15 protein-coding genes are annotated in these 17,371 nt (G+C 44.3%); all 15 read right to left on the reverse strand.

Annotated features, from left to right (window positions below):
• Positions 1-130 precede the first annotated feature (130 nt).
• Entirely contained in the window at positions 131-814 is a 684-nt protein-coding gene (eutC, locus tag ACRQ5D_RS28530; RefSeq protein WP_432327384.1) for an ethanolamine ammonia-lyase subunit EutC, read from the reverse strand.
• A 213-nt stretch (positions 815-1,027) separates the two neighbouring features.
• On the reverse strand, positions 1,028-2,395 hold the full coding sequence (locus ACRQ5D_RS28535; RefSeq protein WP_091162613.1) for an ethanolamine ammonia-lyase subunit EutB: 1,368 nt from the start codon (positions 2,393-2,395) through the stop codon (positions 1,028-1,030).
• A 100-nt stretch (positions 2,396-2,495) separates the two neighbouring features.
• Complete coding sequence (eat, locus tag ACRQ5D_RS28540; protein WP_091162612.1) at positions 2,496-3,848, reverse strand: ethanolamine permease; 1,353 nt, start codon at positions 3,846-3,848, stop codon at positions 2,496-2,498.
• Between the two features lie 270 nt (positions 3,849-4,118).
• Positions 4,119-5,048 (reverse strand): sugar phosphate isomerase/epimerase family protein, encoded by a 930-nt coding sequence (locus ACRQ5D_RS28545; RefSeq protein WP_091162611.1) that lies wholly within the window; start codon positions 5,046-5,048, stop codon positions 4,119-4,121.
• Positions 5,049-5,270: 222 nt separating this feature from the next.
• Positions 5,271-6,008: an MGH1-like glycoside hydrolase domain-containing protein gene (locus tag ACRQ5D_RS28550; RefSeq protein WP_432327387.1), complete on the reverse strand. Its 738-nt coding sequence runs from the start codon at positions 6,006-6,008 to the stop codon at positions 5,271-5,273.
• A gap of 2 nt (positions 6,009-6,010) precedes the next feature.
• Positions 6,011-7,870 (reverse strand): MGH1-like glycoside hydrolase domain-containing protein, encoded by a 1,860-nt coding sequence (locus ACRQ5D_RS28555; protein ID WP_432327389.1) that lies wholly within the window; start codon positions 7,868-7,870, stop codon positions 6,011-6,013.
• Between the two features lie 392 nt (positions 7,871-8,262).
• The gene (locus tag ACRQ5D_RS28560; protein ID WP_431198545.1) at positions 8,263-8,934 is read right to left on the reverse strand and encodes a dipeptidase; all 672 of its coding nucleotides are present in this window, start codon (positions 8,932-8,934) and stop codon (positions 8,263-8,265) included.
• Complete coding sequence (locus ACRQ5D_RS28565) at positions 8,931-9,332, reverse strand: hypothetical protein (RefSeq protein ID WP_431198546.1); 402 nt, start codon at positions 9,330-9,332, stop codon at positions 8,931-8,933. The genes ACRQ5D_RS28560 and ACRQ5D_RS28565 overlap by 4 nt, the downstream gene beginning before the upstream one ends.
• 14 nt (positions 9,333-9,346) lie before the next feature.
• Positions 9,347-10,459: a D-TA family PLP-dependent enzyme gene (locus ACRQ5D_RS28570; RefSeq protein WP_091162608.1), complete on the reverse strand. Its 1,113-nt coding sequence runs from the start codon at positions 10,457-10,459 to the stop codon at positions 9,347-9,349.
• Between the two features lie 124 nt (positions 10,460-10,583).
• A complete protein-coding gene (locus ACRQ5D_RS28575) occupies positions 10,584-11,087 on the reverse strand; it encodes a RidA family protein (RefSeq protein WP_223266270.1) in 504 nt (167 codons plus the stop codon).
• A 235-nt stretch (positions 11,088-11,322) separates the two neighbouring features.
• Entirely contained in the window at positions 11,323-12,399 is a 1,077-nt protein-coding gene (locus ACRQ5D_RS28580; RefSeq protein ID WP_091162916.1) for a hypothetical protein, read from the reverse strand.
• 93 nt (positions 12,400-12,492) lie between these two features.
• Complete coding sequence (locus ACRQ5D_RS28585) at positions 12,493-13,599, reverse strand: hypothetical protein (RefSeq protein WP_091162606.1); 1,107 nt, start codon at positions 13,597-13,599, stop codon at positions 12,493-12,495.
• Between the two features lie 101 nt (positions 13,600-13,700).
• Entirely contained in the window at positions 13,701-14,516 is an 816-nt protein-coding gene (locus ACRQ5D_RS28590) for a hypothetical protein (protein WP_091162605.1), read from the reverse strand.
• A gap of 29 nt (positions 14,517-14,545) precedes the next feature.
• On the reverse strand, positions 14,546-16,102 hold the full coding sequence (locus ACRQ5D_RS28595; protein ID WP_091162915.1) for a phosphatase PAP2 family protein: 1,557 nt from the start codon (positions 16,100-16,102) through the stop codon (positions 14,546-14,548).
• A 30-nt stretch (positions 16,103-16,132) separates the two neighbouring features.
• Entirely contained in the window at positions 16,133-17,065 is a 933-nt protein-coding gene (locus tag ACRQ5D_RS28600) for a transporter (protein WP_208102495.1), read from the reverse strand.
• Between the last annotated feature and the right edge of the window lie 306 nt (positions 17,066-17,371).

The following is a 17,371-nucleotide window of genomic DNA, read 5'->3' on the forward strand; positions in this document are numbered from 1 at the left end:
AAAAAATTGGCCCGGAGCATAATGCTTTGGGCTTTTTGCTTTCAGCGTTTAGCTCATTAACCTTCAGCTATCAATCCCGCATTATCCTTCAGCTCCACTCCCGACAGTTTCCGTTTAAACGCCTCATTAATTAAATAGAAGATCTTTTTGCTGCCTTTTTATAGGTTAAACCTTTGGGGCGGATATTAGAAACACAGTTTCGTGATTCGTCTGTCAAACCGGGTTTGGGATTATAGGTAAGATATGCACCAAGACTATCCGCGGCACTTAGACCAGGGCGCTCACCAATCAAGATCAAAGACAGTTTAGCCTTCAGGCCATACCCAATATCATCGCCAATAGCTACCCTGCCTTGTTCAACCAGACTTATTGGCGCAAGCTTTAAACTATCGGCAACCAACAAAGGAATTAGCGCATCGAGCAAACCAATTGTATTTTCATTTACCGCCGTTGCAGAGAGACCATCAACTATCATAATAGCCACATCACTTTCAATACTGTAGCCGTTTAACTCATTCAATGAGGCCTCATTAAGTTTACGCCCAAGATCGGGCCGTTGCAGGTATTGCCGCCGGTCTGTTACCTGGCTATGCAGGTGCAGGATAGGCTGTTCAAAGTGTTTAAGGGAATTAGTTAGTTTGCCTGAATTTAATTCAGAGTATACAGCATCACGTGCATGCGCATGTGCCAGTTTAAACTCAAGCGACTGTTTTAAGGGGATACTCGTTCCCACCCGGCCAATAGCTATCCTTGCAGAAGTAAACTCTTGCAAGGCTTTCAAAGGTTCAATTTCATGTGGGATGTTTCGTTTCATTTTTATATATCGCCTTAGTCGCTCGGCTCCAGCCGAGTGACAACTATTAAAAGGCCTCCGGCCTGCGTATCATAAGGTTTCACGTCGGCCAGAGGCCGTAAGATAGCTGACACTCGGCCGGAGCCGAGCGACGGCGGAGGATGATACCGTATTTTTTATTTTTCGTCAGTTCAAAAAACCTTTTACCTTTCGCCTTTACCCTTTTGCCTTCAATCAAAAACCTTTCAACAACCCATGCTCCCTAACAGGCAGCATATAGCCTTTATCATCAACAATCCCCTGCTTTATCAACCACCCCTCAAACTCGGGGGCTGGTTTCAAACCTAATACTTTGCGCAGGTAAAGGGCATCATGAAACGATGTTGACTGGTAATTAAGCATAATATCATCCGAGCCCGGAATACCCATCACGAAGTTGCAACCCGCTACACCAAGCAACGTAAGCAGGTTATCCATATCGTCCTGATCGGCTTCCGCATGATTGGTATAACAAACGTCAACTCCCATGGGCAAGCCAAGCAGTTTTCCGCAAAAATGATCTTCAAGCGCGGCACGAATAATCTGTTTGCCATCATACAAATATTCGGGGCCAATAAAACCAACTACAGTATTCACCAGCAAAGGATTAAACTTACGGGCGACGGCATAGGCCCGCACCTCGCAGGTTTGCTGATCAACACAGAAATTGGCATTGGCCGATAAGGCGCTACCCTGTCCGGTTTCAAAATACATTACATTATTACCAACAGTACCCCGCTTTAACGATAGTGTGGCCTGGTAAGCTTCCTCAATCAAGCTTAAATTAACCCCGAAACTGGCGTTGGCCTTCTCTGTACCGGCTATGGATTGAAAACACAGATCTACAGGAGCACCTTCGTTAACCAATTGTAATGTGGTAGTTATGTGGCTTAGCACGCAGGTTTGTGTAGGGATATCGAAACGGTGCCGTAACTCATCCATCAACGTCAATAAACTGCTCACCGCCGCCGGACTGTCAGTCGCCGGGTTAATGCCTATAACAGCATCGCCGCTACCAAATAATAAGCCGTCGATGATGCTGGCCGCTACTCCCCGCGGATCATCAGTTGGGTGATTGGGCTGTAAACGCGTACTGAAATGTCCCTTTAAGCCTATGGTATTACGAAAGCGGGTAACCACCTGGCATTTATTGGCCATAGCAATCAGGTCTTGGTTGCGCATCAGTTTGGATACTGCAGCAACCATTTCGGGTGTCAAGCCGGGAGCTATAGTTGTTAAAATAGCACAGTCGGTTTCGTCACTTAATAACCAGTCACGTAATTCGCCAACGGTTAAATGGCCAATGTGACTAAAGGCAGCCTTATCATGATCGTCAATGATCAGGCGGGTAATTTCATCGTCCTCATAAGGGATTACCGCTTCATTTAAAAAGTTTTTAAGCGGCACATCGGCCAGGGTAATTTGTGCAGCCACTCGTTCCTCATACCCGCCGGCGCAAAGCCCGGCCAGTTCATCGCCCGAGCGGTAGGGTGACGCCTTGCCCAGCAATGTTTTCAGGTCGGGAAACTTATAAACCCGGTGATGTATGTTGTGGCGGTACATTTCTTTATATCATTATTTCACTGGTCATTGGATCATTTTTTTCAATCATTATGTCATCGGTTCATTAATCAAAAAGCGAACAAGCAAATGATTTGATGACTCAATGATTAATGACCTCCTCATCCATTGGTGCGCTCATCATATCTTCTGTTAAAGCCACTTTATGCTTGCCCATCACTATAAAAATCAGTAAAACAATTACTAATCCACCTGCAAAAATGAGGCTCATATCTGGGTTAAAATAGATTGTTGCTATTAAACATATCACACAAATAACCAAAGCTATTGCCGGGAAAACCGGGTACACCGGGGCCAAGAAGGGTCGGCTTAAACGGGGCTCCTTTTTTCGCAGTATAAACAGGCTCAGCATACTCATGATATACATAACCACTGCACCAAGTACCGAGAGCATGATGATCTGATCCGTCTTAAACTTATAAATGAAGATGGAGCTTACTACACCACTTACAACAAGCGCCCAGTGAGGCGTTTTAAACCTGTGGTTAATATCGGATAGCATCCGGGGCAAATAACCACTGCGGGCCATAGCAAACACCTGCCGCGAAGAGGCAAGAATAATACCATGCAGCGATGCTATCAGCCCAAACAAACCTATACTGGCAAATATTTTGGTTAAGCCGTTACCCTTACCCAATACTATCCCGATAGCCTCGGGCAAGGGGTAATCTAAATGGCTTAGCTTGCGCCAGTCGGTCAATCCGCCGGTTATGATCATTACACCCAGCGCTAACACTACCAGCGTTATAATAGCCGATATATAGCCGCGGGGAATATTCCTTTTGGGGTTCTCCACTTCTTCGGCCACCATCGCAACACCTTCAATGGCCAGGTAAAACCAAACCGCAAAAGGCAGGGCTGCAAACACACCAGCCCAGCCAAAGGGCATAGGATTGGTGAGGTAGTTTACCATTTTAAAATGTGGCGATACAATACCAAGGTAAAGCAGCAGCTCAATTACGGCAAGTACAGTAATGAACACCGAAAACGTAGCCGATTCCTTTACCCCAAGCATATTTAAAAGGATAAAAAGAACATTAAAGCCCATAGCGGCCTCTGCTATTGGGATAGCCGGGTATAAAAAATGCAGGTAGCTTCCTAAAGAAACTGCTACAGCAGGCGTAGCCACCAGGAAATCAACAAGGGTAGCGTAACCGGCAATTAACCCGCCAAACGGTCCCATAGCCCGATACGCATAAGCAAAAGCGCCTCCCGCATGAGGTATGGAGGCGGTGAGTTCGGTATAGCTAAAAATAAATGTAATATACATCAAGGTGATAACCAGGGTGGCTATGAGCAAACCTATAGTGCCGGATACAGCCCATCCCAAATTCCACCCGAAATATTCGCCCGAAATAACCAGACCTACGGCTATGGCCCATAAATGGATAGGTTTCAAAACCCTTTTTAAATGTTCTGTAGATGTTTCTGCCATGCGCCGCCGTTATAAATAATATTTTATCGCCTTAAATTACTCAACAGGCAGGTTAAATCAAAATTACGGTACATTATGGAATTGTTAAGCCATACTTTTCCGAAAAATACAACAAGTTCCGGCGTCTTCTTTTACAAAAAAGCTCATAAACTAAAATAAGAGGCAAACAACAATCGTTAGCAAACAAAACAGCCGATAAAACTTAATTTATCGGCTGCAATTCTATTATAAAACAATTAATAGTTAACGATTAGGATATCACTCCCCTATTTACACCATCAGCTTATCCTTCAAATATCCCATACTGGCTGTAATACTTGCAAAGGCATCTTTAGGCATATCATGCTCTACAAAAAAGTGTTGCATACCTGCTGATTTAGCCGCTGCAAAAATTGGTTTAAAATCAATAGTGCCGCCTCCTACAGGTTGTATATTCTGCCTGCCTGCATCCAAATCTTTCACATGCCAAAGCGGGAAACGACCGGGATGTTCCTTAAACATTTCTACCGGATTTTTACCTGCCTTAACAGCCCAGGCCAAATCAAGCTCCATTTTTACATTACCTGCATCTGTTTCGCTTAATAATAAATCATAAGGCACTTTACCATCAACCGCGTGGAACTCCATATCGTGATTATGATATGCAAACTGGATGCCGGCTTTTTTAGCAGCTTCTCCCGTTTTGTTCAGCACCTCAATGGTCGATTTTATTTCATCAAGCGTAGCCGTAGGCGAATTGGCACAAACCAGGTATTGAACGCCGCCTTCAGCAACCTCGTCAATCACCTGCTGCATATTATCGCGCAGGTTCAATACAGGAGGCAATACCATCGGCTTACCATCTGCACCTGCAGGCATTTTTGCTCCCGGTGGCAGTTTAAACGGAGCGCCAAGAACATGGTGCGAGGTCCAGCTCATACCCAGGTCATTCACCATAGCTTTAAATTCTTTAGGCTTCATACCATAATAGCCGCCTTTTTTACTAAAAGCCGATTCCAATTCCTTGTATCCTATAGCCGCAATTTTGCTCAGCGTGCCCTTTACATCTTCGTCAATAACGCCGAAAAAAGTAAACAACTGCAGTCCTACAGGATGATGCTCCATGTTACTCAAAAAACTTGCTGCTTTACCCGATAAAGCCATGCCGCCAAGCACCAATGCACCGGTGCCTTTAATAAAATTTCTTCTGCTGTAAATCATGCTTGATAATGGTTAATAATTAACTGGTACAGTAAAGCTAATTAATTAATAATAAGCCAGGAAATTTTATTGTGTCTTTTTACACAATAATTCATATCAAGCTAAAAGTATCATGCTGAAAGTTGATTGACAGACGGAAGCTTTAATATTTATCTGCAGCAATCCCACCACGACACAATGTTGATTTATAGCGCTGCGCCGGGTTTATCATATACATAAACGCTACTCCAGGTACAAACAATTGGCTATCAAGCCCGTCCAGCCGGTTTGATGTGCGGCACCTAAACCAAGACCTGTATCGCCATCAAAAAATTCATAAAACAAAATGTGATCTTTAAAATGCGGATCGGTTTGCTGTTTTGGATTTTTGCCGTAAACTGGTCGTTCACCATTTTCGTTTTTCATAAACAGTTTGGAAACCCGGGCATATAGTTCGTTGGCTACCTCTTTCAGGTTCATAAAGTTGCCAGATCCGGTCGGGCATTCTATTTTAAACTCATTTCCATAAAACATATGGAACCGGTGCAAACTATCAATGATCAGGTAATTGATAGGCATCCAGATAGGGCCGCGCCAGTTACTGTTGCCACCAAATAAACCGCTGTCACTCTCGCCCGGCACATAGGATATGCCAAATTCAACTCCATTTACCGAAACGTAATAAGGATGTTTAAGATGATACTTTGAAAGTGAACGGATCCCATAATCGCTCAAAAACTCGTTTTCATCCAACATGTATTTGAGCAATGATTTCATCCTATAGCCGCGCAGCAAACTAATCAGGTGTTTACCGTTGCTTCCCTTCTCGTTCCAGCGCGAAACCAGCGAGGCAAGATCGGGCCGGTTTTCGGCAAACCATTTCATACGATCTTTAAATACCGGGCTCTCCATAATATCTTTCTCGTCCAGCACTTCAGTAGCAAACAGAGGAATCAATCCTACTATACTTCGTACCCGCATTTTTACAGAACCATCATCAGGAAAACGGATCTGGTCATAAAAAAGCCATCGTCATCATCCCAAAGGCCTTCATTGTTTTCGCCCAGGTTTGACATGGCCCCTATAATATAAATAAAATGCTCAAAAAACTTTGAAGCAATATCAGCGTAAGCTTTGTCGGTTTCGGTAAGCTCGGTGGCAATACGCAGCAAATTAAGCGAATACATGGCCATCCAACTGGTACCATCGGCCTGTTCCAAATGCTGCCCGGATGGTAAATGCATATTACGGTCGAAAACACCGATATTATCCATGCCCAGGAAACCACCCTCAAAAATATTATTCCCCGATTGGTCCTTACGATTAACCCACCAGGTAAAATTTAGCATGAGTTTGTGAAAAACCCGCTCCAGGAAATAGGTATCCCCTTTACCGTTATTGTTTTCTTTATCGGTTTTATAAACGTTCCATACAGCCATGGCATGTACCGGAGGGTTAACATCACCAAAGTCCCATTCATAGGCCGGCAACTGGCCGTTAGGGTGCATATACCAATCGCGGGTAAGCAAAATCAACTGATTTTTGGCAAAGGCCATATCAATGGTTGCCAGCGGCAGGCAGTGAAAAGCAAGGTCCCAGGCGGCAAACCAGGGATATTCCCACTTATCGGGCATTGAAACAATATCGCGGGTATTAAGATGCGTCCATTTACTGTTTCGGGCTTTTTGCCTTTGCGCAGGCGGGCGGGGCATCCCCTTATCACCGCTAAGCCAATGGCGGATATCTGAATAGTAAAACTGCTTGTTCCATAACATGCCGGCAAAAGCCTGCCGCTGAATAAGGCGGCGATCGGGGTTCATGGTAGCGCCATGAATATCGTTATAAAACTGGTCGGCCTCTGTTTGGCGAACAGCAAAAACTTCGTCAAAATCCTCAAAACTATAATTTGCGTCTTCAGACAGTCGCAAGCGTATGGTTACGCTTCGCCGCGCCGGGATATTTAAATCGTAGTTTATAGCTGCTTTGGTACCCATGTTTTTAGGATTTACAGTATCGGCAGCATGAATAATGTAATCGTTTATACCATCCTTATAATACTTTCGGCCATCGTCATAATTATAAAGCCTGCGCGAGTTAGTTTCATTATCACAGAACAGGAGTTGAGCTTGCCCTTCGACGTGCAGCCACATCTGCCCAAGGTCTTTATGAAAAATGCTGATCACTTTATCCGAAGAAGCACAAAGATCTGGTTTGCGCGAATCATATCCCCAAGCCCAGGTATTGCGGAACCATAAAGTAGGCATTACATTAAGCGGGGCATCCTCTTCACTCCGGTTATGAATAGTTATTTTAATGAGGATATCTTCCTGCGCGCTTTTGGCATATTCGGTAAAAACATCAAAATATTCGTTGCGATCAAATATCTCCGTGTCCATCAGTTCAAATTCTGGATCCTGGCGGCCGCGGTGTTTGTTCTCATCAACTAACCATTTGTACGGAAACTCGTTTTGCGGATATTTATACAACGTTTTCATGTACGAGTGTGTAGGTGTACTATCCAGATAGTAGTACATCTCTTTCACATCCTCGCCATGATTACCTTCGGGGTTGCTTAAACCAAAATATCGTTCTTTAATTATAGGGTCTTTCTTATTCCACAATGCTATTGCAAAACACAGATATTGCTGCCTGTCGCAGATACCGGCTATACCTTCCTCGCCCCAGCGATAAGCTTTGCTGCGGGCCATATCATGGGTTATGTAGTTCCAGGCATCACCATTTGCACTGTAATCCTCCCTCACGGTACCCCACTGCCTATCACTTACATAAGGCCCCCATTTTTTCCAGCCTGTATCCTTTAACCTTGATTGTTCTGCATTCATAGTATAGATGACAATTTACACTATCCCTAATTTAAGGTAAGTGTTTCGCAAAGTAGATTTAATTAAGGAAAGTTACAGATATAAAAGGCAGGTTTTACTGTTTAATGAAGAAAGCGAAGGATTTGGAGCGTGGTATTTTTAAAATCGCTTTTTGTTGTCTGGTCGAAGTTTAGCGGTAGCTTAACTTCGACCCAAAATAAGTTAAGCTTTCAGCTTAACTACGATACCCTATGCTACGATTTCATAAATTAGCTTACAAGCTCCGCTACAGAAGCAGAATGCTTCCATAATTATAGATCTAAGTTACGCTACCGCTAAACTTCCACCATTGTCCAATCGATGCAGCCTTTTTCGGAGAACAACCCACTGCAAACTAAAAACTGCCAACTGATTTATGCCAAGGCATTCCTTAAAAACCTGAGCCAGTTGCCATGCATCATATTTTGGATATCCGCATCCGTATAGCCACGTTTTTTTAACAGATCCGGTACTTTTTGCAAATCGGCAATTGTTTCCAGGTCATAAGGGCACTGCTCCCTGCCAAAAGCGCCGTCAAGATCGGTACCCATGCCTACGTGCAGGGCATTACCGGCTATCTGGCAAATATGATCGATATGATCAACCATAACTTCCATATTACAATTCATACCTTTTGGGGTAGATACGCCCCTTACCCATCCGGGCACCATCATCCAGGCATCAAGGGCCGCGCCTATAACTGCTCCGCGATCAATCAATGCTTTGATCATCTCATCGCTGTACTGGCGGTTATGATTTACCAGTGCCCGGCAATTGTTATGACTTGCCCAAACGTGCCCGCTAAAATGATCGAGTGCTTCCCAAAAACTATCATCACAAAGATGGGTAGCGTCTAAAATAATATTCAGGCGTTCCATTTCTCTAAGCAGTTCATGACCTTTAGGCCCCATATAGCCAGTAGCATCAGTACCCTGGGCATACCTGCCGTGGCCATAATGCGCAGGGCCAACAGCCCGCAAGCCATAATTATAAGCGCGCTCCAAATGCTTCACGGTCACTATCGAATCGGCACCTTCCAAACTCAAAATATACCCAACCGGCTTTTTTCTGACGGGGTACCATCATTCCAAAGTTCTAAATGTTTGTCAAGCGATGGCAGATCGTTCACCTGCACCATTTCGCCGGCATCTTCCATAGCCTTGTACCAGGCTACCTGTCCCTGGGTTTGCGCCCAGGCCTGCTCGGGCGAGTGCCAGCCGGGCAACGGGTTACCAGGTGCTACATAACGCCCAATCTGGGTAGCTACTACCAGGCCAATATTCCCTTTACGCAATTCGGGCAGGGTAACAACAGCATTGGCACGATCTGGCTTGTCGGTTAAGCCTTCTTCGCGTTGGTTTACTTCAACAAGCGGGCGCGTAAGGTCGCGGTTCCACTCCAGGGCGTTCATGCTTAAATCTAAATGGGCATCTATAACAAACATGGTATCAGGGGTATTTAAATGGTAATTTTGCGGTCGCGGGCCTTGTTAAGCCACTCACCGGTAACATTTTCGTTTTCGATAGTATAAACGCGCTCGTACAGCGCTACAGTAGGACAAACATGATGCGGAATACCATAAAGTATATCACCCACCTGATATTGGTGGTTAGCCCCTGCTTCAACTACCAGATGCTCCTCACTTTGGCTTAACGGGTAAAGTCCGGGTGCATTTAAAAAGTAAATGCGTTTACTCAATTCATTCTCGGCTGATATCGACTTATGACCCACATCCAGACAAAGCTTTGTTGGGCCAGGCAGAGAAATTACCCGCGTAATAACCAGTGCCGCGGGTAAAAAACCTTGCTCGGGCATACCCACCTGGTAACCTTTATCCCAGTAAACAAACGTGCCAGGACTACATTCAACATAATGACGTTTGGCATGGATAGGAAAGGTTGGTGAACCTCCGGCTACGATGACCGGTTCGGGATAGCCTTTACTTTTTACAGTTTGCTGCAACTTAAGCACAGGATCAAATGCAAAGTTACAGCGTTCGGCCCGTTTCTGCAGGTCTACATCGTGAATGTGACCATCATAAGCATGCAAACCCACGGGGCTAATGCCTGGCAGTACACGGCAATCCATATAAAGTTGAAGGGCTTCAAAACCTGGCGTTATGCCTGTGCGGTTCATACCTACGTTCAAATCCAGATATACGTCGATATTAGCATTAAATCTTACCGCTTCGTCAGAGATTTCCTTTGCCGACGCGGAGTTATCAACCAAACATGAAAAACGCGTTTGCGGATAAGCATGGATCAACCTGATGAACCGGTGCAGCTTAGGACCCTGGGGTTGATAAGCCAGCAAAACATCAGGAGCTTTGCTCATGGCCAGCAGTTCGGCCTCGGCAATGGTGGCACATTTGAACTTACTGATGCCTGCCTCCAGCAGCAAAGCGGTAACTTCGGCATTTTTATAGGTTTTAACATGTGGGCGCAAACGCTTAATATCATCAATCATGCCGGTAAGCATGGCTATGTTTGTTTTAACCCTGTCGGGATAAACCACCAGTGCCGGGGTATCCAGCTTATCAAGATCCTGTATATTATACCAGTTGGGGGTCATGGATTAAGTATTTTTTCATGTAGAGGCGCATAATTGCGACTCCGAACATCCAAAGCCGTCTGCATAGTGCCCTTGCAAAAGGGAGACGCAATTATGCGTCTCTACAGAATGGAAATTGTAGATTTTATTCTAATTCAAACAGAGCTTCAATCTCAACAGGGATATTATCAGGTAATGAGCCCATACCCACCGCGCTGCGTACGCCTATGCCGTTCTCCTCGCCCCAAATTTTGGCAAAAAGTTCGCTGGCGCCATTTATGATAAATGGGTGCTTTTCAAATTCGGGTGTACAGTTAACCATACCCAGCACTTTTATAACACGTTTTATCTTATTGAAACTGCCGATGTTGGCTTTAATGGTAGCAAGCATAGTTAAACCAACCTGTTGCGCGGCAAGCTTGCCATCTTCCTGGCTTACTGTTTCACCAATGCGGCCAATAATCAGTGAAGCATCATCCTGTACCGGACCATGGCCCGACAGGTATAAATATTTGCCATCAACTAAACATGGTTTATAAACGCCAAGTGGTTTTGGTGCAGGCGGCAGGTTTAATCCCAGCGCTGCAAAGTTTTCTTCGGGAGTGTTCATGAACGTAAAACTATTGTTTTTAAGTAAAAAAGTGTCCATAAAAAATAATTTTACGCGAATGCTGCCTACAGGACAGAATTTATTCGAATTACACGAATTAAAAGAGCTAAAAATAATTCGCACAATTAATTTATTCGGAAATTCGAATTCAAAGTTTGTTCTGCAAATAGCAGATTTTAGGTAATTCGATCTGATTCGGAAAATTAGTACTAAATAAAAAAGCCGGGGATCTCACTCCCGGCTTCACCAAATCAACTAAGTAGTATATATAATCTCAAAATTTAAACGACACTCCAAAATTGATAGCATAATCGGCAAATGCAGCGTCGCCGATAACGTATTTACCGGTGGCTATCGAGTTTTCTTTATCAGTAACACTTTGTGTGCGGTCGCGCTTCAGGGCGATGGGCACGCTGGCAAAGATATTTACCCTTTTAAATGCGTAGCTCAGGGCAGGCTCTGCAGAAATGATATAACCCGGACGGCGGAAAGCGTCGCTTTTACCTATCAGGTCATGAACGGGGATCCCCTCAATACGGCCACCAGCTGATATAGTGAACACATGCGCTATGGTATAATTAACACCTAAACGGGCCAGGTACTGATCGGGCACACTTGAAATAGCTTCGTTGGCCAGTGTTGCGCTCAAAGTTTCACGATAAGTGCGGGTACCGTTGGTATTGCGCGGGTTGCTCATATAATACAGGTTACTATACCCGCTAAAGCCGCTGCCAAAACCCAGGTAACCGTTTGCTTCGGCAATGATACCCAAACCGCCATCCCCTAACTGAATGGATTGATCAACAGGGCGCTCGGAAGGGATGACGTTGTAAAAATGTGATTTATAATTAAAATCACCGGTAGGCAACTTGATACCTAAACCAACCTGGATATTTCCCCTCGTTTTACGGCTATCAAACAACCACCTGTTAACAACGATGCGGGCATCGCCAATACCCTGCGAGTATGAATTATGGCGCTCTTTACCGCCGTGCTCATATAATGAAGAGCGGGTATTAACAAGATAAGGTACACCAACAGATACTGACCAATACTGGTTAAAATTACGGGTAAGATTTAGATCAAAAGTATGTTGATGGTTGATCACCTCGTTACCTATCACCAGGCGTTGCTTCTGCTCGTCACTACCTTTAAAGTGGCGAAACGATTTAAAATAACGCCATGAAGCGGTAAGCTCCCAACCTTTGTATGAAGTATCCTGCGTAGTATGTTCCATGTTACTGAATGGGCCATCTCCTTTAATAGCAACGCAGCCTTGCGCGTGTACACGGTTATAGGTAAGCAGCAGGCACGTCGCTACGCAAAAGAGAAATTGTAAAGTATGTTTCATAATATGTTGTTTAAGTGTAATTGCAACTTGTAAGCAGTGGTTGAATAAAGCCGGGGTCTCAATGCCGGCTTTAAAATCAACCAAAACAATTTTCTATTTAATTCTAAAAGTTATCCCCACGTTGATGGCATAATCGGCAAATGCGGCATCGCCCTGAGTATAAGTTCCTGTTAAGTTGGTTGTAATTTTATCCGGTACGCTTTGCGTGCGGTCGCGTTTTAATGCTACAGGTACAAAAGCGTAAATTGAAAATGATTTAACACGGTAAGTAACACCCGGCTCGGCAGAGATGATATATCCGGGCCTGCGGAAGCCATTGCTCCCTCCTACAAGGTCATGCACGGGCAAACATTCATAACGTACACCGGCCGAAAAATCAAACTTGCTGACGCCGTAGCTTGCACCGCCGCGGATCATTACCTGGTCGGGCACGCTCATAACATCACTGCCGTTGGCAACCGCTTTGGCACTTGGTGCACCGCCACGGGCCGATGATACACCATTTTGCTCCCTTGGACTGATGAGATAGTAAAACCCGCCGTATAGGCCAAACCTGTGTGTAAAATTGTAATAAGTATTGATCTCAGTGGTGATACCTGTGCCACCATCACCCAATTGGATAGATTGATCAACAGGACCAAGCGTTTTGCCATCGTTGGCAGCAGTATGGTAAAAATAATCCTGGTAATTGTAGTTTCCGGTTGGCAGCTTGATACCCAGGCCAACCTGGATATTGCCACGGCGGGCCTTTACAGGGTTTAATAACCAGGCATATGCTGTTAAACGTACATCGCCCAAACCAAAGGAATGTGTTTCCAAACGCTCCTTACCTCCATGCTCATATAATGATGAACGGCTGTTATCAACTATAGGTAAATCAACAGCAAACGACCACCGATTATTAAATATGCGGGTTAAAGTTAAATCCTGCGTATAGGAATGATTAATAACATTGGTTCCTTGTTGAATTCGTTGTTTTTGCTCCTTGGTACCAACAAAGTGTTTATACGAGCGAAAGTAACGGTTATTGCTGTTTAACAACCAGCTGCCATTGTTGGAAACACTATCGGGATGTTCATCCATAGTGCATAAACCGCCTGTGCTTCTAATAGCGACACAACCTTGCGCATTTACCTTGGCAAAGGTTGTAAATAGGATAACCGTTGTAACGCCAATAAATTTCAGTACCAGTTTTTTCATAGTATTATTAAAAGTGTTTTTGTGCAATTGTTTAGTTAATATGTTTGCAAAGCAGGGTAACTTTTTACCCTGTTCAATAAGCTTTTTTATGTTTTGATGGATTAACTTGCTCTTAAATGTGATGTATGTTTAAAAGGCCAGAGAATATAACCAGCCGGTGCTTTTTTAACCGCAAACCACAAGGCCAGCAATACACCATAGCTCCCGCCGCGTTCTACCCACTCAAACATTTCGTATTTTGGATAAAAGAGCTCGCTGGATATTTTCCATATAATAAAAACGAGGAGTATATTTTTAAAGGGACGAATAAGCACTGTTAACGCAGCCAGCACCTCAAACAAGCCAACAAACTGGGCCGTTTTAGCCGGTTCAGCAAAACCAAGCGTATGGTATTGACTTAATAAACCTTGCTTTTGGATAAGGTTGAGCCAGCCATGGCCTATTAGCAGCAAAAATGCAAATACCCTTAACCAGGTAATAACTTTAGCCAGGGTTTCGGCATTGATACTAACATTATCATCCATACGGGCAAGCCATTGTTTTTTACCTAATGGGAACCCTCCCTGTACCAACAGTAAAGCAAACGGTGCACCGTAGTTGCCGGCACGTTCAATGAACTCGGCAAAAGGTTCGCCCGACAGTGGGCGCATAGATGCAGTAGCCAGTCCCCAAACCACCAGCCATGCAGCTATGGCACGGGTTGGATAAACCAGCATAGAAATGCCCATTAATATGTCCACGGTACCTACATAAGGCATCAGTGTATAGGCCATTTCTTTACCTATGCCGACAACACCAAAGTAGTTACACCAAATTTGTTTGGTTATAATACCAAAGCAACCGTGCCCTATAAAGCACATAGCTACCGCGAGCCGAAGCGTGTGATATATTTTCTGATCGTTTGTTAAGCTGCGCATTGTTTATTCGTCCTCAATTCAACATCCTGTTATTTTGCGTCTGCCCCATCAGCCTTACCTCTGTTAACTGCATACTGGCCAACTTTATTTCCGGTTACCAAACCAACTTCGCAGTCGCTCCGATAGTGAATAGCCCCGTACAACCTTGACATAGCCGCCGCATGCGCCATATCGGTGAACTTACTCCCCCTATCGGGCAGCAAATAGGTTAGTACAGTAGCAGCCGAACCGCTAAAGTTAGAGTGACCTGACGTATACGCCGGAAAATTTGGCACCCCAGTTAATGTTTTGATATTTGGGTTAGCCTGCGACGGGCGCTGGTTAAAGTAAAAATATTTAGTATCCCAACATACAATAGCGGCATCCATTTGGGCCATGTTCAACAACGCAAAGTTACGTGCCCAGCGTACTTCGCTGTAATTTTGTTTTACAAATTCATCAGCTGCAATAGCATTCCAGTGACCTGTAGGCGTATAAGTACCGGCACCATCGGCCCAGAAAGCAACCAGCTCTTCATGATCGCGGCTATGGTCTTTACTGAATGACAATACTTCTTCTGTTTCTTTTTTAAACTCGGCCGAATTTGTTGCGTATGGAGCCGGGGGCCTGATTGCAGCTACAGTAGTTGAATCGAACAAGAAAGGCGTAACTTTTGAAAACAACGGCAGCATTGGTGGCCTTTTGGGGGTTTCCAGGCTCACCCAAAATTGCTCGCCTTTTGCAGCGGTGATGGTTTCAAAGTTTTTCCAGATAGCGGGAGAACCGCCGGCTTTGCCTGCACCGTCATTACGGGCGCGGGTAGCAAATATGGCGGCTACCTGCCTGCCTAACGATTCGCCGGCAGCAAATTCGCCACGGGTATTAGCTCCTGATGCCATCCTGTATAATCTTTCTTCATCAACCTTTTGTTGTATAAAGGCTACATCCGCAGGAAATAATAATTTCATGATCTCAGATGTCGCACCAGATACTACCGCGTCCTCGCTTGGGTACGAAGGCAGTTCGGATGCCGGGATCAGTGCTTTAACACCTGAGTCGTTTTTATATGGCGCCGTACGTTTATAAACGTTTTTGAAATGCCATGCAGCTATCAGCGCATCATATTGTGCAGCACTTACATAAGCGTAGGCACGTGCAGCATAAGGAGGGTTTGAAAACGGAAATTCAGGGTAATTAAAAGGATTGGTAGAACTTGGAGCCGGATAAGTACCATCAGGGTTCTGGTATGGTGGTATATTATGTTTGGCTACAAGCTCGCGCAAAATCTCATTCCATCTTAATACAGAGCCCGCGCTCCAATATTGGATCTTTGACTGCTGATCACTGGTTAGATTTTTCTGTAATCCTTTAATCTCGTTCAGATCGGCTACATAGGCCGGTGATGTAACAGCATCAGGCGCGGCTACGTTCAACACACTAAAATCTTTAACCAGCACCGGGTTCCAGGTATCGGCAGTAAGGTCAAGATTTGAGGGTTTAAGCGCCGGGTATAACGCAGTGCGGTCTAAAATATCTTTCCTGCACGAACTAAACGTTGCCGCTGCCAACGCTGTAATTGTAAATATATTAAGTATCGTTTTTTTCATTTCATTGATCATTGATTATCCAACTGCTAATTACTTCTCCTTTTTGGTGCTAAACACATAGTACACACCTGCAAATCCCGACCGGGTTTGGCCTACATTACGTCCGTTTAAAACATAGTTACCGCCTGCAGTAAACTCAAGTCCGCTGATAGACTGGAAACTGTATTTCAATATTAAACCAACAGCTGTGCTATTCATGCGGTTACTTGGAAAAGGCATATCGTTTTTACGGATATCAAAGCCGCTTGTACTTGTAATCTTTGTAAAAGTGGCCTCGGCATTAAATTTGAGGCTGCGGTAGCCACTGCTAAACATAAAGTTGGTAGCGTTTGGTAACTGCACCTCATTGGTGTAATGCATTTCGGTAGTGTAGTATGAATTTCTGTCGATAGTAATATTATCGCGGCGAATGTACTGACCTGAGCCTGCCACAAAGAATCTGCCTGTTTGATAGTTAAGCAAGGCGCGTAAGGCTACGCTTTTGCTATGCAAGCCTACAGATAAAGGCAAAAAATCGGCTTGATAATTGGCTAAAGGCAATGAACCCGTAGCTATGGCATGAACGCTAAATAAACCACTGCCTATCTCCTCTTTTACGGCCATCCATTTAAACGAAACCATAAGGTCCTGAAATGACTTTTCGCCTCTTAAAGTACCGGCCGAAGCGTTGGTAGTTACATAAGGAACCATGAATAGCAGGTTGATCCGGTTTGAAAGACCGTAATTACCACCCAGGCTGTAAACATTTGTACTCACGGTACCCAAATTTGGATTATCCCGTTTAAAAGTACCTTCCCAGTAATGGTCCCAACTCCCATGGGTATATACTGCGGCGGCACAAAAATAATTTTTAGGGATCATCAATGCATCAGCATCGGTTTGGGCTTTGGCACATTGTGCAACAGCCAATAAAAAAGAAACTACAATACAACATCTGTAAAAATACAGCGACATAAATTTCATTACGTTTAAATAAAGGGTATAACTAAATTGGTAAAACAAAAGCCGGATCAACATTATCAACTGAAATCGCTTAACCACCGATTTGTTGATAATACATCAGCATTAGTGAGCATGATCAAAGCCGTAAATGAAATTGTTGTATCTAAAATTAGCAGCACAGGTGATGTGCAGATTCAAACAACAAAATGATAAAAAACCTTTGCGTCCCTTAAAGTACAGGCACACAAATTAATTTAACTCATAATTTACAGGCAATAATCAGCAGGCAATGTTTGGAGGTTTGCCGGGCGACTCGATGAAGGGTGA

The sequence above is a fragment of the Mucilaginibacter sp. P25 genome (genome assembly GCF_050859465.1).
GTDB lineage: Bacteria > Bacteroidota > Bacteroidia > Sphingobacteriales > Sphingobacteriaceae > Mucilaginibacter > Mucilaginibacter gossypii.